At 72.3% G+C, this 21,345-nt stretch carries 18 protein-coding genes; 10 read left to right on the top strand and 8 right to left on the bottom strand.

What is annotated here, in order from left to right:
* The 5 genes from ACIF6F_RS17575 (at position 1) to ACIF6F_RS17555 (ending at position 5,196) form a co-directional block, all read left to right on the top strand.
* On the top strand, positions 1 to 342 hold the full coding sequence (locus tag ACIF6F_RS17575) for a nuclear transport factor 2 family protein (protein ID WP_399947398.1): 342 nt from the start codon (positions 1 to 3) through the stop codon (positions 340 to 342).
* A gap of 89 nt (positions 343 to 431) precedes the next feature.
* Positions 432 to 1,079 (top strand): TMEM175 family protein, encoded by a 648-nt coding sequence (locus tag ACIF6F_RS17570; RefSeq protein ID WP_399947396.1) that lies wholly within the window; start codon positions 432 to 434, stop codon positions 1,077 to 1,079.
* Between the two features lie 72 nt (positions 1,080 to 1,151).
* A complete protein-coding gene (locus tag ACIF6F_RS17565) occupies positions 1,152 to 2,441 on the top strand; it encodes an IS701 family transposase (protein ID WP_399947394.1) in 1,290 nt (429 codons plus the stop codon).
* A gap of 8 nt (positions 2,442 to 2,449) precedes the next feature.
* A complete protein-coding gene (locus ACIF6F_RS17560) occupies positions 2,450 to 3,613 on the top strand; it encodes an XdhC family protein (RefSeq protein WP_399947392.1) in 1,164 nt (387 codons plus the stop codon).
* Positions 3,614 to 3,747: 134 nt separating this feature from the next.
* Complete coding sequence (locus tag ACIF6F_RS17555) at positions 3,748 to 5,196, top strand: GuaB1 family IMP dehydrogenase-related protein (RefSeq protein ID WP_399947846.1); 1,449 nt, start codon at positions 3,748 to 3,750, stop codon at positions 5,194 to 5,196.
* Between the two features lie 171 nt (positions 5,197 to 5,367).
* Here ACIF6F_RS17555 and ACIF6F_RS17550 read toward each other — a convergent pair whose 3' ends face one another.
* The gene (locus tag ACIF6F_RS17550) at positions 5,368 to 6,360 is read right to left on the bottom strand and encodes a GDSL-type esterase/lipase family protein (RefSeq protein WP_399947390.1); all 993 of its coding nucleotides are present in this window, start codon (positions 6,358 to 6,360) and stop codon (positions 5,368 to 5,370) included.
* Positions 6,361 to 6,792: 432 nt separating this feature from the next.
* On the opposite strand from ACIF6F_RS17550, the gene ACIF6F_RS17545 reads away from it, so the two are divergent.
* Together ACIF6F_RS17545 and ACIF6F_RS17540 are read left to right on the top strand one after the other, a co-directional pair.
* Positions 6,793 to 8,256 (top strand): amino acid permease, encoded by a 1,464-nt coding sequence (locus ACIF6F_RS17545; protein WP_399947388.1) that lies wholly within the window; start codon positions 6,793 to 6,795, stop codon positions 8,254 to 8,256.
* Between the two features lie 10 nt (positions 8,257 to 8,266).
* Positions 8,267 to 8,722, top strand: a complete 456-nt coding sequence (locus tag ACIF6F_RS17540; RefSeq protein ID WP_030199146.1) for an Lrp/AsnC family transcriptional regulator — start codon at positions 8,267 to 8,269, stop codon at positions 8,720 to 8,722.
* Between the two features lie 126 nt (positions 8,723 to 8,848).
* Here the strand turns inward: ACIF6F_RS17540 and ACIF6F_RS17535 are convergent, their stop codons facing one another.
* Complete coding sequence (locus tag ACIF6F_RS17535) at positions 8,849 to 9,430, bottom strand: Repetin (protein WP_399947386.1); 582 nt, start codon at positions 9,428 to 9,430, stop codon at positions 8,849 to 8,851.
* Between the two features lie 288 nt (positions 9,431 to 9,718).
* Here ACIF6F_RS17535 and ACIF6F_RS17530 point away from each other — a divergent pair, with 288 nt between their 5' ends.
* Both ACIF6F_RS17530 and ACIF6F_RS17525 read left to right on the top strand, forming a co-directional pair.
* Positions 9,719 to 10,516: a carbon-nitrogen hydrolase family protein gene (locus tag ACIF6F_RS17530; protein ID WP_399947384.1), complete on the top strand. Its 798-nt coding sequence runs from the start codon at positions 9,719 to 9,721 to the stop codon at positions 10,514 to 10,516.
* Positions 10,517 to 10,613: 97 nt separating this feature from the next.
* Entirely contained in the window at positions 10,614 to 12,311 is a 1,698-nt protein-coding gene (locus ACIF6F_RS17525; protein WP_399947382.1) for a flavin monoamine oxidase family protein, read from the top strand.
* Between the two features lie 110 nt (positions 12,312 to 12,421).
* Here ACIF6F_RS17525 and ACIF6F_RS17520 read toward each other — a convergent pair whose 3' ends face one another.
* From ACIF6F_RS17520 to ACIF6F_RS17510, 3 genes are all read right to left on the bottom strand, one after another.
* Positions 12,422 to 13,105 (bottom strand): DUF5995 family protein, encoded by a 684-nt coding sequence (locus ACIF6F_RS17520; protein ID WP_399947381.1) that lies wholly within the window; start codon positions 13,103 to 13,105, stop codon positions 12,422 to 12,424.
* 77 nt (positions 13,106 to 13,182) lie between these two features.
* Positions 13,183 to 14,574 (bottom strand): uracil-xanthine permease family protein, encoded by a 1,392-nt coding sequence (locus ACIF6F_RS17515; RefSeq protein ID WP_399947379.1) that lies wholly within the window; start codon positions 14,572 to 14,574, stop codon positions 13,183 to 13,185.
* Positions 14,575 to 14,633: 59 nt separating this feature from the next.
* Complete coding sequence (locus tag ACIF6F_RS17510) at positions 14,634 to 15,851, bottom strand: MFS transporter (RefSeq protein ID WP_399947377.1); 1,218 nt, start codon at positions 15,849 to 15,851, stop codon at positions 14,634 to 14,636.
* 69 nt (positions 15,852 to 15,920) lie between these two features.
* Here ACIF6F_RS17510 and ACIF6F_RS17505 point away from each other — a divergent pair, with 69 nt between their 5' ends.
* Positions 15,921 to 17,057: an ROK family protein gene (locus tag ACIF6F_RS17505; RefSeq protein ID WP_399947375.1), complete on the top strand. Its 1,137-nt coding sequence runs from the start codon at positions 15,921 to 15,923 to the stop codon at positions 17,055 to 17,057.
* Positions 17,058 to 17,136: 79 nt separating this feature from the next.
* Here ACIF6F_RS17505 and ACIF6F_RS17500 read toward each other — a convergent pair whose 3' ends face one another.
* From ACIF6F_RS17500 to ACIF6F_RS17490, 3 genes are all read right to left on the bottom strand, one after another.
* The gene (locus ACIF6F_RS17500) at positions 17,137 to 17,892 is read right to left on the bottom strand and encodes an SDR family oxidoreductase (protein ID WP_399947373.1); all 756 of its coding nucleotides are present in this window, start codon (positions 17,890 to 17,892) and stop codon (positions 17,137 to 17,139) included.
* Positions 17,893 to 17,941: 49 nt separating this feature from the next.
* Positions 17,942 to 18,838, bottom strand: a complete 897-nt coding sequence (locus tag ACIF6F_RS17495; RefSeq protein WP_399947371.1) for an RNA polymerase sigma-70 factor — start codon at positions 18,836 to 18,838, stop codon at positions 17,942 to 17,944.
* 86 nt (positions 18,839 to 18,924) lie between these two features.
* Positions 18,925 to 21,339, bottom strand: coding sequence for a chitinase C-terminal domain-containing protein (locus ACIF6F_RS17490; RefSeq protein ID WP_399947369.1), 2,415 nt, complete (start codon positions 21,337 to 21,339; stop codon positions 18,925 to 18,927).
* Positions 21,340 to 21,345 lie beyond the last annotated feature (6 nt).

Genomic DNA, 21,345 nt, shown 5'->3' with positions numbered 1-21,345 from the left:
ATGCCCAAGTTCGAGATCGAGAAGCTGCACCCGGTGTTCGTCCGCCAGATGGAGGCCCTGGCCGCCCTCGACATCGACGCCGTCATGAAGAACTACACGGACGACGCCGTGCTGCTGCGCTTCGAGGGCGTCTCCACCGGCATCGACGCCGTACGCGAGACGTTCACCGGCTATCTCACCCTGAAGCCCGCCCTGGTCGAACTCCAGGAGTACATCGAGACCGACGACACCATCTTCTACCGAGCGATCATGAACCTCAACGGCGAGCCCGAGCACGCGTTCGGGACCCTCGTCGTCCGCGATGGCCGGATCTGGCGGCAGACGGCCGGCTTCGGAAGCTGAACCGGGTCCGGTGGGTAGGCGTGTGCGGGGAGGGGCCGGGAATCCCTCCCCTCCCCGCACACACACGACAAACGAATCCAGGGACGGTCATGGAGCAGGAGACCAACCGCGTCGAGGCTTTCAGCGACGGCGTGTTCGCCATCGTCATCACGATCCTGGTGCTGGAGATCAAGGTGCCTGAGGAAGGCGGGCACGAACTCTGGCACGCCCTCTGGGAGCAGTGGCCGCACTACGCCGCGTACGTCGTCAGCTTCCTCATCATCGGCGTGATGTGGGTCAACCACCACACGATCTTCAGTCACCTCAAGCGGGTCGACCGGCCGCTGCTCTACCTCAACCTGCTGGTCCTGATGGTCGTCTCGGTGATCCCGTGGACGACCTCGGTACTGGCCGAGAACCTGAACGACCCGGAATCGGACAACGCCGCGGCCATCCTCTACAGCGCGTGGACGGTCGTATACGCCCTGGCCTTCCTCGGCTTCTGGTGGTACGTGACGCGGGTGGGGCACCTGTTCCACGAAACGGTGGACAAGGAGGGGGCCCGGGCCACCCGGATGCGGTTCGGTCTGGGCGCGGTGGCATACCCCTTGACCGTCATCCTGTCCTTCTTCTCCGCTCCCGCCACACTGGTCGCACACGGGCTCATCGCGGTCTACTACGCGGCGAACCAGATCCCCGTTCCGCTCGTGGTGGGAGAAGAAGAGCGGCTCGAAAGCGCCAGCGACCTCAGGAAGTAACCTCGGTGGCCTACGGGCGTTCGAAACGGTCAAGTAGGGTATTGGATCTAGAAGTTGGCGGGGGAGGCGCAGATGGCTCGCGGAGTCCTGCCGGAGGAATCCACGAAGGAGCTCTCCGAATTAATCGACGTACTGATTCCATTGTTCTTCGAATCATTACCCCGGCGGGACCAGCGGAACTGGGCCCGCGTCTATCTCAACGGTCTCGTATCCACCGAGGGTAAGAAGACCATCCGCAATATCGCCGGCGCGGGGGCCAGTTCCGTGGAACAGAGCCTCCAGCAGTTCATCAGCAAATCCCCGTGGGACTGGACCCCGGTACGCCGGTCCCTCGCCCAGCACCTCGAACGCACCGCGCAGCGGCCCCTGGCCTGGGTGGTCCGCCCCATGGTGATCGAGAAGGCGGGCGACCGGTCCGTCGGCGTCGGCCGGCAGTTCGTACCGCAGCTCGGACGCACAGCCAACTGCCAGCAGGCGGGCGGCATCTGGCTCGCCTCCAGCGAGGCCAGCTTCCCGGTCGAATGGACCCTCACCCTCCCGGGTCCCTGGACCAGCGAACTCCTGCGCAGGCGGCGCGCCGGCATCCCGGACACCGCCCGCTCCCTGACCCCCTCCCAGGACGCCGTGCACGCCGTCCAGCGGATGGCCGCCACCTGGCAGCTCCAGCGCCGCCCGGTGGTGATGGAGGTCGGCAACTCCGAACTCCCCGGCACCATCGACGCCCTCGGCGTCCAGGACATTCCCTTCGTCCTCAAGGTCGACGGCTCCCTCCCGGTGGCCTTCGGCGGCTCGGGCCGCCACAAACCGGGGTTCCACCTGGCCCCGGCGCGCGAGCTGATCGACTCCCTGCGCTCCCAGCGCCGGGTGGTCGAATGGACCAGACACGGCCGCACCGAGGGCGCGGTGACCCTGCTGACCTCGGCGACGATCCTGGGCACCCACTGCGAGGAGCGCAGCGGCCCGCCCCACCCGCCGCTGCTGCTCATCGGCGCCTGGACCGAGGCAACCCTGCTGCCCAGCGAGTTCTGGATCACCAACATCGGGGACCGCCCCCTGGCCCAGCTGTTCCTGCTGGCCAAGCTGACCGACCGGGTCCAGCTCGACTTCGCCGAGGTCTGCGAACCCGTCGGCATCCGCGACTTCGAGGGCCGCTCCTTCCGCGGCTGGCACCACCACGCCACCCTCGCCAGCGTCGCCCACGCCGCGACGCTGCTGTCGGCCCGCCGCCGGAGCGAGAGCTCCTTACGGGCCGGCACCGGCACCCTCGACCCGGGGGCGTACGGGTCCCGGCGGACCGGACCGGTCCTGCCGCCCCGCCCCCTGATCCCCGGCCAGAGCGCGCGCCGCGCCTCCATCCGCTGACGGCCGCCGTGCTGGACATCGCATCGGAACTGCGCGCGTGGTGTGTGGCCCCGCGGGAGTTCGCGCTGGCCACCGTGGTCGCCGTCAGCGGCAGCGCGCCGCGCGGGCCCGGGTCCTCCCTGGCCGTCGACGACCGGGGCACCGCCCTCGGGAGCGTCTCCGGGGGCTGCGTCGAGGGCGCCGTGCACGAACTGTGCCTGGAGGCCATCCGGACCGGCACGCCCGGCGTGCACCGCTTCGGGTACAGCGACGACGATGCCTTCGCCGTGGGCCTGACCTGCGGGGGAGTGCTGGACGTGCTGGTCGCCCCGGTGCGGACCGGGGACCCCGTGCGGCCGGTGCTCGGGTCGGTGCTGGAGACCGCCGCGCGGGGGGACCGGGCCGCGCTGGCCCGGGTGGTGGCCGGCCCGCCGGAGCGGCTGGGGCGGGCACTGGCCGTGCGGGACGACGGCTCGTACGAGGGCGGGCTCGGCGGGGGTGCGGCACTCGACCGCGCCGCCGCCGGGCGGGCCCGTGCGCTGCTGCTGGCCGGGCGGACCGGCACCGCCGAGCTGGGGGAGGCCGGGGGCCTGTGCGGGGAGCCGCTCACGCTGCTGGTCGAGTCCGCCGCCGCGCCGCCCCGGATGCTGGTGTTCGGGGCCGTCGACTTCGCGGGCGCGCTGGCCAGGGCCGGGGCCTTCCTCGGGTACCGGGTGACCGTGTGCGACGCCCGGGCCGTCTTCGCCACGCCCGAGCGGTTCCCGGGCGCCGACGAGGTGGTCGTGGACTGGCCGCACCGGTACCTGGCGGCCGAGGCGGCGGCCGGCCGGCTGGACGCCCGTACCGCCGTCTGCGTGCTCACGCACGACGCCAAGTTCGACGTACCGCTGCTCGCCCTGGCCCTCCGGCTGCCGGTCGGCTACGTCGGCGCCCTGGGCTCCCGGCGTACGCACGACCACCGGCTGGCCCGGCTGCGCGAGGAGGGGCTGCCCCCGGAGGCCCTCACCCGGCTGCGCTCGCCCATCGGACTGGACCTGGGCGGCCACACCGCGGAGGAGACCGCCCTGTCCGTGGCCGCGGAGATCGTCGCCCTCCGGCACGGCGCCCCGGGCACCCCGCTGACCGGCGCCACGGGCCCCGTCCACCGCCGCCCCACCCTCCCCATGAGCCCCGGAAGGACCAAGGTCCCGTAGGAAACGACCAGCCGGCCCGGTATGTCCTGGACGATCGTCCCGGGAGTCGCAATGGTCCGGACATGGGAGAATGAAGTACGTGCGTTTTGCCTCGGCTGCCGCCCTGTCGAGGTACCTCCGAACGACTGGGATGTCTGCACGTGCGTTTCCTCAATGACCTGAAGCCGCCGTACGACCTGACGTACGACGACGTATTCATGGTGCCGAGCCGCTCCGCGGTCGGCTCCCGCCAGGGCGTCGACCTCTCCTCGCCCGACGGCACCGGTACGACCATCCCGCTGGTGGTCGCCAACATGACCGCGATCGCGGGCCGCCGCATGGCGGAGACCGTCGCGCGCCGAGGTGGCCTCGTGGTCATCCCGCAGGACATCCCGATCGAGGTCGTCACCGAGGTCATCTCCTGGGTCAAGACCCGGCACCTCGTGCTGGACACCCCGATCGTGCTGGCCCCCACCCAGACCGTGGCCGACGCGCTCTCGCTGCTGCCGAAGCGCGCCCACGGCGCCGGCGTGGTCGTGGACGAGGAGCAGCGCCCGGTCGGCGTCGTCACCGAGCACGACCTGACCGGTGTCGACCGCTTCACCCAGCTCTCCGAGGTCATGTCGAGGGAGCTGCTGCTCATCGACGCCGGCATCGACCCGCGCGAGGCCTTCAACAAGCTCGACGCCGGCCACCGCAAGCTGGCCCCGGCGGTCGACGCCGACGGCCGCCTCGTCGGCATCCTGACCCGCAAGGGCGCGCTGCGCGCGACCCTGTACAGCCCGGCCGTCGACGCCGAGGGCAAGCTGCGCATCGCCGCCGCCGTCGGCATCAACGGCGACGTGGCGGGCAAGGCCAAGCAGCTGCTCGACGCGGGCGCGGACGTGCTCGTGATCGACACCGCGCACGGCCACCAGGAGAAGATGATCGAGGCGATCAAGCTCGTCCGCGCGCTGGACCCGCAGGTCCCGATCGTGGCCGGCAACATCGTCGCCGCCGAGGGCGTCAAGGACCTCATCGACGCCGGCGCGGACATCATCAAGGTCGGTGTGGGCCCGGGCGCCATGTGCACCACCCGCATGATGACCGGCGTCGGCCGGCCGCAGTTCTCCGCGGTGCTGGAGTGCGCCGCCGAGGCGAAGAAGTACGGCAAGCACGTGTGGGCCGACGGCGGCGTCCGCCACCCGCGCGACGTGGCGATGGCCCTGGCCGCCGGCGCGTCGAACGTGATGATCGGCTCCTGGTTCGCGGGCACGTACGAGTCCCCGGGCGACCTCCAGCAGGCCGCCGACGGCCGCCTGTACAAGGAGTCCTTCGGCATGGCCTCCGCCCGCGCCGTGCGGAACCGCACCTCGGACGAGTCCTCGTACGACCGCGCCCGCAAGGCGCTCTTCGAGGAGGGCATCTCCACCTCGCGCATGTTCCTCGACCCGTCCCGTCCGGGCGTCGAGGACCTGATCGACTCGATCATCGCGGGCGTCCGCTCCTCCTGCACCTACGCCGGTGCCGGCTCGCTGGCCGAGTTCGAGGAGAAGGCCGTCGTGGGCATCCAGTCCGCCGCCGGCTACGCCGAGGGCAAGCCGCTGTACGCCTCCTGGAGCTAGTCGCTCCGGACTGACGGACCCCCGCCGGGGCCGGAACCGCACCACGCGGTTCCGGCCCCGGCGCGTTTCGGGGGCGCGCGGCGTGGGGTTCCCGGTGCCCGGCGGCGCGGACAAGACGCCGTTCAACGTGGCGACCGGGCCGCTGCCGCCACCGCCGGGCGGGGCGGCCGGCTACGCGACGAAGCCCTCCTCCCGCAGCGCGCGGGCCACGGCTGCGCCCAGCCGGGCGTGGCCCTCGTCGTTCGGATGGAGGCCGTCGGCCAGGTGCTCCGGGGCCAGCAGCGGCAGCCCCGGCAGCACCGCCAGCCGGCGGTCGCCGGCCAGGATCCGTTCCCGTGCCGCCCGCTCCATCGCGGCCCGCAGCTCGCCCAGGGTGGCGCCCAGCTTGTTCGGCACCCGCTCGGCGTCCGGCCGCAGCACGGGGGAGACCAGCAGCAGGGGCGTCTCCGGGTGGCCCTGCCGGACCAGGTCGAGGAAGGCCCGCGTGGTCTCGTACAGCAGGGGGGCCGAGAACGGCACGCGGGACCAGCAGTTGGTGCCGAAGGCGAGGGTCAGCAGGTCGGCCGGGAGCCCGGCGAGCTGCTCCGCGGTGGGGAGTTCGCCGCGCGCCGCCCCCGCGTATCCGAGGTTCACCGTGTCGAGGCCGAGGGCGCGGCCGGCCACCGCGGGCCAGCCGTGCGCGGGACGGGTGGACCACCAGCCCTCCGTGATGGAGTCGCCGTGCACCACCCAGCGCGGGGCGTGCGGGGCCGGCCGGAGCTCCCCGCCGATGCCCCGCACCGCGAGGATCAGCGGGGACTGGGTCTCCGGGGGGTGGACGGTGAACGGGCCCAGCCCCGTGGGGAGTTCTATCCGCACCACCGCCTCCGCGGCCGGCTCGGTGAACACCTCCAGCAGGGGGCCCTCCCGGTTCCACAGCGCGAAGCCGTGTGCGAGGTCCCGCAGCGAGTCGGTGGGCCCGGGCACGGTCGCCCGGTACCGGATCTCCACCGCCTGCGCCGCCGGCGCGGCGAACTCCAGCCGTACGCCGATGGGCAGGGTGGCCCGCTCGCCGGTGTCCCAGGGCAGCCGGGCCGCGTCGGCCGGGTCGGCCCGCACCGCCCGCCCGCCGTCCAGCCAGGCCACGCCGCGCAGGAAGGGGACAGGGTCCAGCCATGTGCTCACCGGTCGCCTCCGATCGTCGGGTGCGGGACGTTCGCGCCCACGCCGCCGTCCACCCCCAACGTCTGCCCCGTCGGGGACCCGGCCATGGGCGGGGGCGGCGAAATCCGGCGCCCTGCGATGCCGGAGCGGGCGCACCTTCCGCCAGATCTGACGAAGTGTCAAGTATGGTCGCGGAGCGTTACCGCGCAGTGATCTTTCACCGGCGTGCAACAAACACCCATCCTGGACAGATGTGCGCAATGATCGTGCGCCAATATGCAAGGATGGTGCATTACGGGCGGTTACCGGCTGCTCGTAGGCTCACTCGCTGTACGTGGAGTGGCGCGACCGCCTGCTCGGCGGTCCCCATGCTCCTGCCTGCCCAGGCACTGCTCTGCTCCGGACCGTCGCGGTCGATGCCTTTCCCGATCCGCGACGACAAGGAGTCCCCCCGTGCTGGACCACGGCCAGGCACCCCCCGCCACCCCCGCCGCCGGGCACCCGCAGCCCGCCGGCAACCCGCTCTTCCGGCGCAAGCCGGTCGAGCGGCTGGTCGCCGAAGGCGGTCAGGGTGAGGGCGGCGCCCTCAAGCGCTCCCTCACCATGTGGCAGCTGACGATGATCAGCATCGGCGCCACCCTGGGCACCGGCATCTTCGTGGTCCTCGGCGAGGCCGCGCCGCTGGCCGGCCCGGCGGTGACGATCGCGTTCGTGGTCGCCGGTCTGACCGCCCTGTTCTCCGCGCTCTCCTACGCCGAACTCGCGGGCTCCATACCGGTGTCCGGCTCCTCGTACTCGTACGCCTACGCCACCATGGGCGAGCTCGTCGCCTGGGTCTGCGGCTGGTGCCTGATCCTCGAGTACGGGGTCTCGGTCGCGGCCGTCGCCGTCGGCTGGGGCGAGTACCTCAACGAGCTGCTCGACGGCACCATCGGCATCACCATCCCCGAGGGCCTCTCGGCGCCGCTCGGCGAGGGCGGGTACATCAACCTGCCGGCCCTGGTCGTCGTCCTGCTGGCGATGGTCTTCCTGATGCGCGGCGCGAAGGAGAGCGCCCTGGTCAACACGATCATGGTCGTGGTGAAGATCGTCACCCTGCTGCTCTTCATCGGCATCGGCGTCATGGGCATCAAGGCGGGCAACTACGCCCCCCTCGCCCCCATGGGAATGACCGGCATCCAGGCCGCCGCGGCCACGCTGTTCTTCTCGTACATCGGCTTCGACGCCGCCTCCACCGCGGGCGAGGAAGCCAAGAACCCCAAGCGCGACCTGCCGCGGGCGATCATGCTCTCGCTGGGCATCGTCACCCTCCTGTACGTCCTGGTCGCCCTGGTCGCCGTCGGCGCCATGCCCTGGAAGGACTTCGGGGGCACCGAGGCCGCCCTGGCACAGATCATGAAGGACGTCACCGGCCACAGCTTCTGGGGCGTGGTCCTCGCCGCCGGCGCGGTCGTCGCCATCGCCTCCGTGGTCTTCGCCGTGCTCTACGGCCAGACCCGCATCCTCTTCGCGATGTCCCGCGACGGCCTCGTGCCCAAGATCTTCGCCAAGGTGAACCCCAAGACCGGCGCCCCCCGCGCCAACGCGATCATCGTCTCGGTCTTCTGCGGCGCCCTGGCCGCGTTCATCCCCCTGGGTGAACTGGCGAACGCCACCAGCATCGGCACCCTCTTCGCCTTCGCCCTGGTGAACGTCGCGGTGATCATCCTGCGCTACACGCGCCCGGACATGAACCGCACCTTCAAGGTGATGCTCTTCCCGCTCATGCCGATCCTCGGTTTCGCGGCCTGCATCTACAACATGTGGGGCCTGCCCCTCGCCACCTGGATCGTCTTCGGTTTGTGGATGGCCGCGGGCCTCGTGTTCTACTTCCTGTACGGCATCCGCCGCTCCCGACTGGCCACTGCAGAGAAGTGATCCACCCGCTTTGCGACTGAACGATCTCGACGAACGCATCGTCCACGCCCTCGCCGAGGACGCCCGCCGTTCCTACGCGGACATCGGCTCCGAAGTGGGCCTGTCGGCGCCGGCCGTGAAGCGGCGCGTCGACCGGCTGCGGGCGGAGGGGGCCATCACCGGCTTCACCGTCCGCGTCGACCCCGCCGCCATGGGCTGGGAGACGGAGGGCTTCATCGAGATCTACTGCCGCCACAACACCTCGCCGGACGACATCCGGCGCGGTCTGGAGCGGTACCCGGAGGTGGTGTCCGCGTCGACCGTGACCGGCGACGCGGACGCCCTGGTGCAGATCTTCGCCTCCGACATGCGGCACTTCGAGCGGGTCCTGGAGCGGATCGCGGGCGAGCCCTTCGTGGAGCGCACCAAGTCCGTCCTGGTCCTCTCCCCGCTGCTGCGGCGCTTCTCGTCGGGCTCGCCCGCGTAGCGCCCGTACGCCGCTCGGCCTCCCGTAGGACGCCCGGCTCCCGTACGGCCCGGAGGCCGCGCACACCCGGACCCCCGTCCCGGTCGTGCGCGGCCTCCGGCGTTTCCCGGACGGCGTTTCCCGGACCTACTCGCCGGCCTGCGGGTACTCCGGGATCCAGGGCAGCACCTTCCAGTCGCCCGAGCCGGCCTTGACCTTCTCGAACGGCGCGGCGCTCGTGCACGGCAGCGGCTCGCCCTCGCCCGGCACCCCGGTCGCGGCCCAGCTGTAGCCCAGGCGGTCGTGTCCGCCCAGGTCGTGCACCGTGACGCCGACCCGCTTGCCCAGGGCGTCGGCGGCGACCCCGTCCGCCTTGGTGACGACGCCGGTCACCACCGCGACCTTCCCGCCCGTGATCAGGCAGTCGACCTTCACCTCGGCCGAGGCGCCCCAGGTGTCCGTGTAGTGGCTGAAGCGGAAGGTGCCGGTGGCCGCCCGCGGGTCCATGTTGTGCTGCTTGGCCAGGTGGGCGTCGAACGTGAAGGTGATGTCGTCGCCGGCCGGCCGGTACAGCTTGGCCGTCCCGGTCAGCGCCGCCGCCTCACGGGTCGCACCCCGGCCCGGGGCGTCGTCCCCCGACGCAACGGCCGAACCCGCCGCGCCGGCGGTCATCAGCAGGGCAGCGCCCAGGGCGGCGATCTTCGTACGGCGGTGCGCGATGCGGTTCATGTTCGGTCCCTTTCAGCTGGTGAGAGGGGGTGTCCCCCCGACACGCACCACTCTGTCGCGCCCCGCGCCCGGCGGCATCGGACGCCGGACGGGTCCCTCCTCCGCCATGCGGCGGGGCCCGCTACGCCTGAGGTACGACAGGAACCGCGCAACGAATCGCCGCGGACCGCCCGCAACACGCAACGAATCGATCAGCGCCGCGCAACGCTGGCGCCTTGTCCGGGCCGAACGGCGACCCGTACGGTCTAGAAGTCCCCAGGAACACACTTTCGCCCCAGAGGTACGCCCATGCCCCCGCTGCGCACCGCACTCCTCCAGAGCTCCGGACGGATCGGCGACGTCGCCGAGAACCTGAAGGCGCTCGACGAGGCCGCCGGACGTGCCGCGGCCGCGGGCGCGGGCCTGCTGGTGACCCCCGAGATGTTCCTGACCGGCTACGCCATCGGCGAGGACGTCCCCCGGCTGGCCGAGGCCGCCGACGGCATGTCCGCCCGCGCCATCGGCGAGATCGCGCGCCGCCACGGCCTGGCCGTGCTCTACGGCTACCCCGAGCGCGACGGCGAGACCGTCTACAACTCCGCGCAGCTGATCGGCCCCGACGGCGCCTCGCTGGCGAACTACCGCAAGACCCACCTCTTCGGCTGCTTCGAGCAGGAGAGCTTCACCCCCGGTGACACGACGGTCGTCCAGGCCGAGTACGCGGGCCTCACCATCGGCCTGCTGATCTGCTACGACGTCGAGTTCCCGGAGAACGTCCGCGCCCACGCCCTCGCCGGAACCGACCTGCTGCTGGTGCCGACCGCACAGATGCACCCGTTCCAGTTCGTGGCCGAGCAGGTCGTGCCGGTGCGCGCCTTCGAGAACCAGATGTACGTCGCGTACGTCAACCGCACCGGCCCCGAGGGCGAGTTCGAGTTCGTCGGCCTCAGCTGCCTGGCGAGCCCGGACGGCGCCACCCGGACCCGCGCCGGACGCGGCGAGGAGATGGTGTTCGGCGAGGCCGACCCGGAGCTGCTCCGGGCCTCGCGGGAGAACAACCCCTACCTCCGCGACCGCCGGCCGGGCCTGTACCGGTCGCTGATCTGACCCCGGCCGACCCGCCCGCACCCCGTCCCCACCCCAGGGGGCGTCCCCGCTCACGCCCCCGCCTGCCACACCACCCCCGCGCAAGGAGCCGTACCCCATGACGTCCACGGTGCCCACGACCGCCGTTCCGCACAGCGACGGCCAGCCGCCGATCACGATGTTCGGTCCGGACTTCCCGTACGCGTACGACGACTTCCTCGCGCACCCGGCCGGCCTGGGCCAGATACCGGCGACGGAGCACGGCACCGAGGTCGCGGTCATCGGCGGCGGCCTGTCCGGCATCATCTCCGCCTACGAGCTGATGAAGATGGGCCTCAAGCCCGTCGTCTACGAGGCGGACCAGATCGGCGGCCGCCTGCGCACCGTCGGCTTCGAGGGCCAGGGCACCGAGGGTCTGACGGCGGAGATGGGCGCCATGCGCTTCCCGCCCTCCTCCACCGCGCTCCAGCACTACATCGACCTGGTGGGCCTGCAGACCGAGCCCTTCCCGAACCCGCTGGCCGAGGCCACGCCGTCCACGGTCGTCGACCTCAAGGGCGAGACCCACTACGCCGAGACCATCGCCGACCTGCCGCAGATCTACCGCGACGTGGCCGACGCCTGGAACGCCTGCCTCGAAGAGGGCGCCGACTTCTCGGACATGAACACCGCGATGCGCGAGCGGGACGTCCCGCGCATCCGCGAGATCTGGGCCAAGCTCGTCGAGAAGCTCGACGACGAGACCTTCTACGGCTTCCTCTGCAAGTCCGAGGCCTTCAAGTCCTTCCACAAGCGCGAGATCTTCGGCCAGGTCGGCTTCGGCACCGGCGGCTGGGACACCGACTTCCCGAACTCCATCCTGGAGATCCTCCGCGTCGTCTACACCGAGGCGGACGACCACCACCGCGGCATCGTCGGCGGCTCGCAGCAGCTGCCGCTGCGCCTCTGGGAGCGCGAGCCGGAGAAGATCGTGCACTGGGCCCAGGGCACCTCGCTGTCCTCCCTGCACGACGGCACCCCGCGCCCCGCGGTGACCCGCCTGCACCGCACGGCCGGCAACCGCATCACCGTCACCGACGCCGCCGGCGACATCCGCACCTACCGGGCCGCGATCTTCACCGCGCAGTCCTGGATGCTGCTGTCGAAGATCGAGTGCGACGACACGCTCTTCCCGATCGACCACTGGACGGCGATCGAGCGCACGCACTACATGGAGTCCTCCAAGCTCTTCATCCCCGTGGACCGGCCGTTCTGGCTGGACAAGGACGAGGAGACCGGCCGCGACGTCATGTCGATGACGCTGACCGACCGGATGACCCGCGGCACGTACCTGCTGGACAACGGCCCGGACCAGCCGGCCGTGATCTGCCTGTCGTACACCTGGTGCGACGACAGCCTGAAGTGGCTGCCGCTGTCCGCGAACGAGCGGATGGAGGTCATGCTGAAGTCCCTGGGCGAGATCTACCCCAAGGTCGACATCCGCCGCCACATCATCGGCAACCCGGTCACCGTCTCCTGGGAGGACGAGCCCTACTTCATGGGCGCGTTCAAGGCCAACCTGCCCGGCCACTACCGCTACCAGCGCCGCCTGTACACCCACTTCATGCAGGACCGCCTCCCCGAGGACAAGCGCGGCATCTTCCTCGCGGGCGACGACATCTCCTGGACGGCCGGCTGGGCCGAGGGCGCCGTGCAGACCGCGCTGAACGCGGTGTGGGGCGTCATGCACCACCTGGGCGGCGCGACCGACAGCACCAACCCGGGCCCGGGCGACGTCTACGACGAGATCGCCCCGGTCGAACTCCCCGAGGACTGACCGTCCGACTCCGTGTGACCGCACGGGCCATGTGACCACGGGCCGCCTCCGCGCAAACATCGCGGAGACGGCCCGTTTCCATGTCCGGGTCCCGGCAGCGGCCGACTCCCTCAGCGCCCCGACGGAGTCAACAGGCAGCGGCCCACCAGGCCCACTCCTGCCGACAGGGAGTCGGTGACCTCGCGGACGAAGTCGGGGCGGTCGCGCAGGGTCCACAGGAGCCGGGCCGAGGACCAGGCCGCGTCGCGGGCGCGGTCCAGGCTCCACGAGCCCAGCAGGTGGGTGAGCGGGTCGGCCACCTCCAGGAGGTCCGGGCCCGGCATCAGGTCCTCGCGGATGCGTTCCTCCAGGGCGACCAGCGTGTCGCCCACCCGGTCGAAGTCCGCCTCCAGTGCCGCCGGGGGCACCGCGAGGGCTCGGCAGGTGGCGACCACCGCGATCGGCAGGTCGTGGCCGATGTGCGCGTTGATGCCGGCCAGCGCGTGCTGGAGGGGGCGCACCCCCGGGTGGCGGCGGTACTGGAAGAGCGGGCGCCAGCACGCGGGTACCGGCTCGTCCTCGGAGGCCGCGTCGACGGCCGCGAGGTAGCGCTCGGCGAACCGTACCGCCAGCGTCTCGGCCGTCCGTACGACCGGGAACTCGCCGTCCCCGATCCGGCGCCCCAGCTCCTCCGTGACCGCCAGGTACACCCGGTTGAACACCGCCACGCCGTCCCGCGGGTGCAGGCGCCCGTCCAGCGCGCGCATCCGCGCCACCACCGGACCAAGCGACACCCCGACCGTCATCTGCGCCATGACCGAGAGGGTCCCAGGCGCGGGCCCGCGTACGGGGGACTTGGCCGCGCGCTTCGCCGGTTTGGGCGAAAGCCGGGTTACGGCGCCTCGTCGCCGCGCTTCTCGTCGTACGCCGAGGTGCCCGCGTCCAGCAGCGGCTCCTGGTCCTTGAGGTGGGCCGGGGCGAACAGCCGCAGCGCGTGGTAGCCGACGATCACCACGATGGTGCCGAGCGCGATGCCGCCCAGCTCGAAGCTGTCGGTGATCTTCAGGCTGACGCCGCCGACGCCGATGATGATGCCCGCGGCGGCCGGCACGAGGTTCAGCGGATTGCGCAGGTCCACCCGGCCGTTGATCCAGATCTGCGCGCCGAGCAGGCCGATCATGCCGTACAGGATCACGGTGATGCCGCCGAGCACCCCGCCGGGGATCGCGGCCACCACCGCGCCGAACTTCGGGCAGAGGCCGAAGAGCAGGGCGAAGACCGCGGCGGCCCAGTAGGCGGCCGTGGAGTAGACCCGCGTCGCGGCCATCACGCCGATGTTCTCGGAGTACGTGGTGTTCGGCGGCCCGCCCACGGCCGTGGACAGCATCGAGGCGGCACCGTCGGCGGCGATCGCGGTGCCCAGCCGGTCGTCGAGGGGGTCGCCGGTCATCTCGCCGACGGCCTTCACGTGCCCCGCGTTCTCCGCGATCAGGGCGATCACGACGGGCAGCGCCACGAGGATCGCCGACCACTCGAAGGCCGGCGCGTGGAAGGACGGCAGACCGATCCAGTCCGCCTTCGCCACGCCCGAGAAGTCCAGCCGCCAGTGGTCCACGGCCTCGCCGCCGCCGACGGGGGAGTGGATCTGCCCGAAGACCCGGTCGAAGAGCCAGGAGACCGCGTACCCGAAGACCAGCCCGAGGAAGATCGCGATCCGCGACCAGAAGCCGCGCAGGCAGACCACGGCGAACCCGGTGAAGCCCATCACCAGCAGCGCGGTCCACTGGTCCTGCGGCCAGTACGTCGAGGCGGTCACCGGGGCCAGGTTGAAGCCGATCAGCATCACCACCGCGCCGGTCACCACCGGCGGCATCGCCGCGTGGATGACGCGCGCGCCGAACCGCCGGACCGCCAGGCCGGCGAGGAACAGCACCGCGCCCACGACGAAGACCGCACCCGTGACGGTGGCGCTGTCGCCGCCGCTCGCCCGGATCGCGGCGGCCACGCCGACGAAGGAGAGGGAGCAGCCGAGGTAGCTGGGGATCCGGCCGCGCGTCGCGAGCAGGAAGATCATCGTCGCGACGCCGGACATCATGATGGCGAGGTTGGGGTCGAGCCCCATCAGCACCGGCGCGACGAAGCTCGCGCCGAACATCGCGACCACGTGCTGGGCCCCGAGCCCGGCGGTCCGCGGCCACGACAGCCGCTCGTCCGGCCGGACGACCGCTCCGGGGGCGGGGGTCCGCCCGTCACCGTGCAGGGTCCAGCGCACGCCGAGGCCCATTCCCACTCCATTCGCCGTCGCGACCGTTCATGATCGGCCGTGGTACGGCCAGCGACATATTACGGCCGGATTCTTTCCGGTTTTTCCTGCTTCACCAGGACCTCCGTCCCGCCGTTCGTCCTCTGCCGCAGCACCCCGGCCCCCAGCGCCAGCGCACACGCCAGTGCGGTCACCAGCGCGAAGGACATCACCAGCGACGTGGCGTCGGCGACCGCGCCGATCGCGGACGGCGCGATCAGGCCCGAGGTGTACGTGATCGTCGCGACGCCCGCGATGGCCTGGGCCGGTGCCGGGCCGCTGCGCGCCGCCGCGGCGAAGGCCAGCGGCACCACGACCGCGATCCCGAGCCCGGTCATCGCGAACCCCGCCATGGCGGCGGCCGGTTCGCGGACCAGCACCACCAGCAGGCCGCCCGCCGTGGCCAGCAGGCCCCCGGCCCGTACCGTCCGCACCGGCCCGAACCGGTCGACCACCCGGTCGCCGGCCAGCCGGGCCACGGCCATCGTGAGCGCGAACGCGGTGGTGGAGGCGGCGGCCAGGCCCGCGTCGGTGTGCAGCACGTCGCCGAGGTAGACCGCGGACCAGTCCAGGCTCGCGCCCTCGGCGAACACCGCGCAGAAGCCGATCGCCCCGATGAGCACCGCGGACCTCGGCGGCAGCGCGAAGTGCGGCGGCGGCTCCTCGTCCGCCTCGCTCCGCAGGTCCAGCACCCCGCGCACGGCGACCAGGCCGAGCGCCGTCAGGACCAGTGCGGCGACCAGGTGGTGCGTGCGGGCGTCCGTACCGGAGTGGGCCGCGACCGTACCGGCGGCCGAGCCGAGCAGGGCGCCCACGCTCCACATGCCGTGCAGCGAGGACATGATCGACCGGCCCAGCCGGTTCTCGGTCTCGACGCCGAGGGCGTTCATCGCCACGTCCGACATCCCGGCCGAAGCGCCGTACACGAGCAGTGCCAGACACAGGACGGGCAGGTTGGGGGCGAGGCTCGGCAGGATCAGGGAGAGGGTCCACATCGCCAGCAGCCCGCGCAGGGCGGCGCGGGCGCCGAAGCGGTGGTTGATCCGCCCCGCCAGCGGCATGGTCACGGCCGCGCCGACGGCCGGGAAGGCGAGCGCGAGGCCGAGGGTGCCCGCGCTGAGGGAGGCGTGGTCCTGGATCCACGGGATGCGGGTGGCGAAGCTGCCGGTGACGGCGCCGTGGACCAGGAAGACGGAGGCTACGGACGTGCGGGCGCGCCGGAGGCGCCGCAGGCTGAGGTCGGGTTCGCCGAGCGACATGCCGATAAACTATCAGGGAACCTGCCTGATAAATAATCCCCGCGACCTGACGCCGATTAGGATTCCGCCATGCGTCCCGCCTCCCCGAGCACCGCGCGCGCCCTCAACGACCGGCGCGCCCTGAGCCTCCTCCAGGACCGGGGCCCCCTGACGGCCACCCAGCTCAAGGAGGCGACCGGGCTCTCCCGGCCCAGCGTCGCGGACCTCGTGGACCGGCTCCGCGAGGCCGGCCTGATCGAGGTCGTGGGGGAGTCGGGCGAACAGCGCCGCGGCCCGAACGCCAAGGTGTACGGGATCGTCGCGGACCGGGCCCACCTCGCCGCCCTCGACGTGCGCACCGACAGCGTGCACGCCGTCGTCGCCGACCTGCTGGGCCGCCCGGTGGCCGCCGCGGAGCTGCCGGTGGACGCCGTGGACGAGGCCGTGGCCGCGCTGGTCCGGGCCGCCGCGCAGGCCCGGGCGGAACTGCACACGGTGTGCGTCGGCGCCCCGGGACTGGTCGACCCCGAGACGCGGGAGCTCCGCGACACAGCCAAGCTCCCCGGCTGGCACCGGGAGCTGACCGGCGCCCTCCAGCGCCGGCTGCCCGCGGTGGTGATCGTGGAGAACGAGACCAACCTGGCGGCGGTCGCCGAACGCGACGAGGGTGCCTGTCGCGACCTGGACTCCTTCGTGCTGCTCTGGCTGGGGGAGGGCGTCGGCGCGGCCGTCGTCCTCGACGGGAGGCTGCGCCGGGGTGCCTCGGGCGGCGCGGGCGAGATCGGCTTCCTGCCGGTGCCGGGCACCGGCACGCTGCCCTCGGCCACCGGGTGCGACGGCGGCTTCCACAGCCTGGCCGGCGGGGCCGCGGTACGCGAGCTCGGGCGCGCGTACGGGTTTCCCGGCGACGCGGGAGCGGTGGTGCGCGGCGCCGTCGCCGCCGGGCCCGACGGCAAGGCCCTGCTGGACGCCCTCGCCGAGCGGATCGCCCTGGGTGCCGCCGCGGCGGCCGCCGTCCTGGACCCGGGCTGCGTGGTGCTGGGCGGGCAGACCGGGCACGCCGGCGGCCCGGTGCTCGCCGCACTGGTCGCGGAACGCCTGGCCGCCCTGACCCCGGTGCCCACCGAGGTGCGGGCCACGGACCTCGGCGACGCGGCGGTGCTGCGGGGCGCCCTGCTCACCTCCCGCGCGGCGGCCCAGGACGCCCTGTTCGCACCGCCCGCCTAGCTGCTGCTGTCCCGGGAGGCCGTGCGCCCGCGCGGCGTTCGTGCGGCCGAGTCGTGCTCGTACCGCCCGCGCGTGTCGCTCAGCCCTGCGCCGGGTGCCGCTGGGCGAGGTAGTGCGCGAAGGTGCCCTTGCCCACCGCGTGGGCCGGGGAAAGGTGGCCGCCGCGCCGGAAGCCCGCGTACGCCTTGCCCGCGAGCGGCACCTCCACCACCCGGCGGGTGCTGCCGTGCGCGGCGAGCCAGGCCCGCACGAAGTCCGCGAGGGTGTGCGTCTCCGGCCCGCCCATGTCCGGCACCCGGCCGGCCGGCGGTGCCGCCGCCAGCTCCGCGAGCCGTTCGGCGACCTCCTCGGTGGCCAGCGGCTGCACCCGTACGCCCTTGGGCACCGGCACGACCGGCAGCCTGGCCACCGTCCCCGCGAGCATCGCGACGAGGTCGTGGAACTGGGTGGTCCGCAGGATGGTCACGCCCAGGCCGGACTCCTCCAGCATCTGCTCGACCCGGTACTTGCGCCGGTAGTAGCCGAGCGGGACCCGGTCGACGCCCACGATCGAGATGTACACGAGGTGCCCCACCCCGGCCCGCCGCGCCGCGGCGACGAGGTGGCGGGCGGCCTCGTCGTCGCCCTTGCCCGCGCGCCGGGTGTTGCTGGCGCAGTGCACCACGGTGTCCGCGCCCGCCATGGCCGCGTCCAGCCCGGAGCCGTCCATGAGGTCGACGGGGTACTGGGGGGAGTGCCGGCTCAGCACCCGGACCTCGTGTCCGGCCGCCCGCAGGCGGCCGGTGACGAGGCTGCCCAGGGTGCCGGTGCCGCCGGTGACGAGAATGGTGCTCATGGTTCGGTCCTTCCTCGGGGTCGCTTCCCCAGCTGAGACCGGGCACCCGTCAGGAACGTGACAGCTGGCGCTGTACGAATCCCAGCTTGTCCGGGTTGACCACGGCCCGCAGCCCGAGGATCCGCCCGCCGGCCATGTCCACGACCAGCACCCCGGCCACCGCGCCCCCGGCCCGGACCAGCACCGCGGGGGCGCCGTTGACCTCGGCGAAGCCGAAGTCCAGCCCCGCCGCGTACTTGCTCCACAGCCCCGCCACCAGGCGGGCGACCCGGTCCCGGCCGGAGACCGGGCGCCGCGCGGCGCCGACCTTCTCGCCCCCGTCGGACCAGTACGTGACGTCCGCGGCCAGCAGCTCCTCCAGGGCGGCCACGTCCCCGTCCCGGGCGGCCGCGAGGAAGGTGTCGACCAGGCCGCGCAGCCGGGCCGGGTCGGCCTCGTACCGGGGCCGGGGCGCGGCCGTCCGCTGGGCGGCCCGCCGGTGGAGCTGGCGGCAGTTGGCCTCGGTGAGGTCCAGGAGCGCGGCGATCTCCCGGTGGCCGTATCCGAAGGCCTCGCGCAGCACGTACACCGCGCGCTCGGCCGGGGTGAGCCGTTCCAGCAGCACGAGCAGGGCCAGCGACACGCCGTCGCGCTGCTCGGCCGACTCCAGGGGCCCGAGCGCGCCGCCGGCGGTGAGCACCGGCTCGGGCAGCCAGGGGCCGACGTACCGCTCGCGGCGGACCCGGGCCGAGTCCAGGCGGTTGAGGCAGAGCCGGGTGACGGTCTTCGCGAGCCAGGCCGCCGGCTGCCCGACGTCCGTGCGGTCGGCGCCGCTCCAGCGCAGCCAGGCGTCCTGGACGGTGTCCTCGGCCTCGTCCGCCGAGCCCAGCATCCGGTAGGCGATGCCGAACATGCGCGGGCGGTGCTGCTGGAAGACGGCGGTGCCGTCGCGGGTTTCGTCGGTCACCGCACGAGCGTGCCAGAGGGCCCGGCGGCACATGGCCACCGGGCCCTCCTCGTCACTCACTCCGTCCGCCCCCGCGGGTCAGGGGATCAGCAGGCGCCGAGGTCCTCCCAGACGCCCCACTGGCCGGTGGTGCCGGGCTCCTCGTTCTGCGTCCACCACTTGGCCTTCCAGTTGTGGCTCTTGTGGGAGACGAGCGAGCCGCCGGTGTAGACGTTGCCCGCGACGTAGGCCGGGTTGGTGCAGGTGCCACCGCCGCCCGTGGTCCCGCCGGTGGTGCCGCCGGTCGTCCCGCCGGTGGTGCCGCCCGTCGTCCCGCCCGTCGTCCCGCCGGTGGTGCCGCCCGTGGTTCCGCCGGTGGTGCCGCCCGTCGTGGAGCCGGAACCCGGCTCGACCACGGTGGTGCCGCGGGCCAGGTCGTCGGCCAGCGCGTAGCTCGTGCCGTTGATCTTCACCGTCCAGTTGGAGGGGGTGGAGACCGGCAGGTAGTAGTTGAAGGTGACGTCGACCGACGCGCCCGGGGCCAGCGACTGCCAGCTCGGCAGCTTCAGGGAGACCCGGTGGAAGTCGCCCTTCAGGCCGCCCACGTTGTTGCCGGTGTGGCCGGTGCTGACGACCGTGGTGCCGAAGCCGGACTGGTCGGAGGCGTTGCCCGGGGCCGAGGTGGAGTAGTCGAACTGGAACTCCGTGCCGCCCGGCAGCGTCGTCTGCGTGTTGTTGGTGATCTTGATCTTCGGGGTGATCGGGTAGTTCTGGTCGCCCAGCTTGAAGTCGGTGAAGTCCACGCCGACCTTCACGGCCTGGGTCGGCAGGGCCGTGGCGCCCGCCTTCTTCGCGCCGTACGGGGTGGCCGCCTTGAACTTCTCGTACATCGCGCTGGTCAGGGTGTCACCCGGCTCGTACTGGCCCTTGGCCGCGTTCCAGGAGTAGTCGCCCGCGAGCTCCCAGACCATCGTGCCGCCGATGCCCTTGTCGACCACGTAGTCGGCCTTCGCGTTCACCGACTGCTCGTCCTCGGTGGAGAGGAAGACCTTCTTCTGCGCGTTCCACAGCCACGGCGCCACCAGGGTGGAGTCGTAGTTGCGGACGTAGGTGCCGGTCAGGGTGGTGTTCGCCGGGAAGCCGTACGTGGTGACGTAGTCGCCGACGACGCCCCGCTCCAGGTTCTTGGCGTGCCACATCGGGTTCGAGCCCGCGGGGGACTCGACGCCGTTGGTGTCCTTGTCGTGCCACAGGTTGTCGATGCCGACCGCGCCGTCACCGCACTTGGTCAGGCCTGCGCCGGCCGGGCAGCTGGTGGCCGCGGCCTTGCCCCAGAGGCCGTTGGTGCCGCCCTGCACGTTCTTGAAGCCGCGGGTGTAGTACGGCAGGCCGATGTTGATCCGGCCCGACGGCATCGAGCCGCGGAAGTAGTGGTAGGCCCAGTCGGTGTTCAGGTAGCCGATGCCGCCGTACTGGGAGGTGCTGTACACGCTCGCGGCGGCCAGCTCGCCGTCCTTGCCGTCGTCGAAGAGCGAGGCGTTCGGGCCGACGTACTCGTTCCAGGCGCCGTGCAGGTCGTACGACATGATGTTGACGTAGTCCAGGTACTTCTGGACCTGGAAGGTCTCCATGCCGCGCAGCAGGTAGCCGGAGGACGGGGCGGCCACGGAGAGCAGGTAGTGCTTCCCGTCGGCGGCGCCTGCCGCGTCGAGCTTCTCGCGCAGGGTCTTCATCAGCGCGGCGTAGCCCTTGACGAGGCCCGCGCGGCGGCCGTTGGCCAGCTGCCAGTCGAGCGGGTTGCCGGCGTCCTTCATGGTGGTCGGGTACTCGTAGTCGATGTCGACGCCGTTGAAGCCGTACTTGCGGACGAACTCGACGGAGGAGTCCGCGAAGGTGTTGATGCCCGCCTGGTTGACCGAGCCGTCGGCGTTGGTGGCCATCGAGTAGAAGCCGCCGGAGGCCACGCGGTCGCCGTTGTCGGCGAAGTAGCCGCCCGTCTCCGCCCAGCCGCCGACCGAGATCAGCGTCTTGACGTTCGGGTACTGCTTCTTGAACTTGCTGAGCTGGTTGAAGTGGCCCTTGTAGGCGTACGCGGGGTCCATCTCGGCCCCGGCCACGCCCGGCCAGGTCATCCCGGTCGCGGAGTTGTTCGGGCCGTCGGTGCCGACCGAGATCCTGTTGTCGGAGCCGACGTGCGCGAAGGCGTAGTTGAGGTGGGTGACCTTGCCCCACGGGATGTTGTTGGCGAGGTAGGCGGGGGTCCCGTCCTTGCCGGTACGCCAGCCGGTGAAGTAGCCGATGACGCGCCGCTGGTGGTCGGCGCCCATCTTCTCGCGGCCCTCGGTGTCGTAGACCGAGCAGTAGGGGACGTCGACGCCGGGGGTCTTGTAGAGGCCGTCGGGGCGACACGCCTCGTTGTCTGCGGCGTGCGAGACGCCGGTGGAGAGCGTGCTGATCAGCAGGCCCGCGACGGCGGCTCCCGCGGCCATCAGCGCGGCCCTCGTACGCGTGGGGGACAGCATTGTGCC

Origin of the sequence: Streptomyces sp. NPDC086023, assembly GCF_044540325.1 — a bacterium.
In the GTDB taxonomy this organism is placed as follows: Bacteria; Actinomycetota; Actinomycetes; order Streptomycetales; family Streptomycetaceae; genus Streptomyces.
This window is presented reverse-complemented; position numbering and strand designations above follow the sequence as displayed.

Excerpts from the sequence above, each read along its gene's own strand:
- ACIF6F_RS17490 (WP_399947369.1), bottom strand. The coding sequence starts at position 21,339 with ATGCTGTCCCCCACGCGTACGAGGGCCGCGCTGATGGCCGCGGGAGCC.
- ACIF6F_RS17505 (WP_399947375.1), top strand. The coding sequence starts at position 15,921 with ATGCGTCCCGCCTCCCCGAGCACCGCGCGCGCCCTCAACGACCGGCGC.
- ACIF6F_RS17520 (WP_399947381.1), bottom strand. The coding sequence starts at position 13,105 with ATGGCGCAGATGACGGTCGGGGTGTCGCTTGGTCCGGTGGTGGCGCGG.
- ACIF6F_RS17575 (WP_399947398.1), top strand. The coding sequence starts at position 1 with ATGCCCAAGTTCGAGATCGAGAAGCTGCACCCGGTGTTCGTCCGCCAG.
- ACIF6F_RS17510 (WP_399947377.1), bottom strand. The coding sequence starts at position 15,851 with ATGTCGCTCGGCGAACCCGACCTCAGCCTGCGGCGCCTCCGGCGCGCC.
- ACIF6F_RS17500 (WP_399947373.1), bottom strand. The coding sequence starts at position 17,892 with ATGAGCACCATTCTCGTCACCGGCGGCACCGGCACCCTGGGCAGCCTC.
- ACIF6F_RS17515 (WP_399947379.1), bottom strand. The coding sequence starts at position 14,574 with ATGGGCCTCGGCGTGCGCTGGACCCTGCACGGTGACGGGCGGACCCCC.
- ACIF6F_RS17570 (WP_399947396.1), top strand. The coding sequence starts at position 432 with ATGGAGCAGGAGACCAACCGCGTCGAGGCTTTCAGCGACGGCGTGTTC.
- ACIF6F_RS17525 (WP_399947382.1), top strand. The coding sequence starts at position 10,614 with ATGACGTCCACGGTGCCCACGACCGCCGTTCCGCACAGCGACGGCCAG.
- ACIF6F_RS17530 (WP_399947384.1), top strand. The coding sequence starts at position 9,719 with ATGCCCCCGCTGCGCACCGCACTCCTCCAGAGCTCCGGACGGATCGGC.
- ACIF6F_RS17535 (WP_399947386.1), bottom strand. The coding sequence starts at position 9,430 with ATGAACCGCATCGCGCACCGCCGTACGAAGATCGCCGCCCTGGGCGCT.
- ACIF6F_RS17565 (WP_399947394.1), top strand. The coding sequence starts at position 1,152 with ATGGCTCGCGGAGTCCTGCCGGAGGAATCCACGAAGGAGCTCTCCGAA.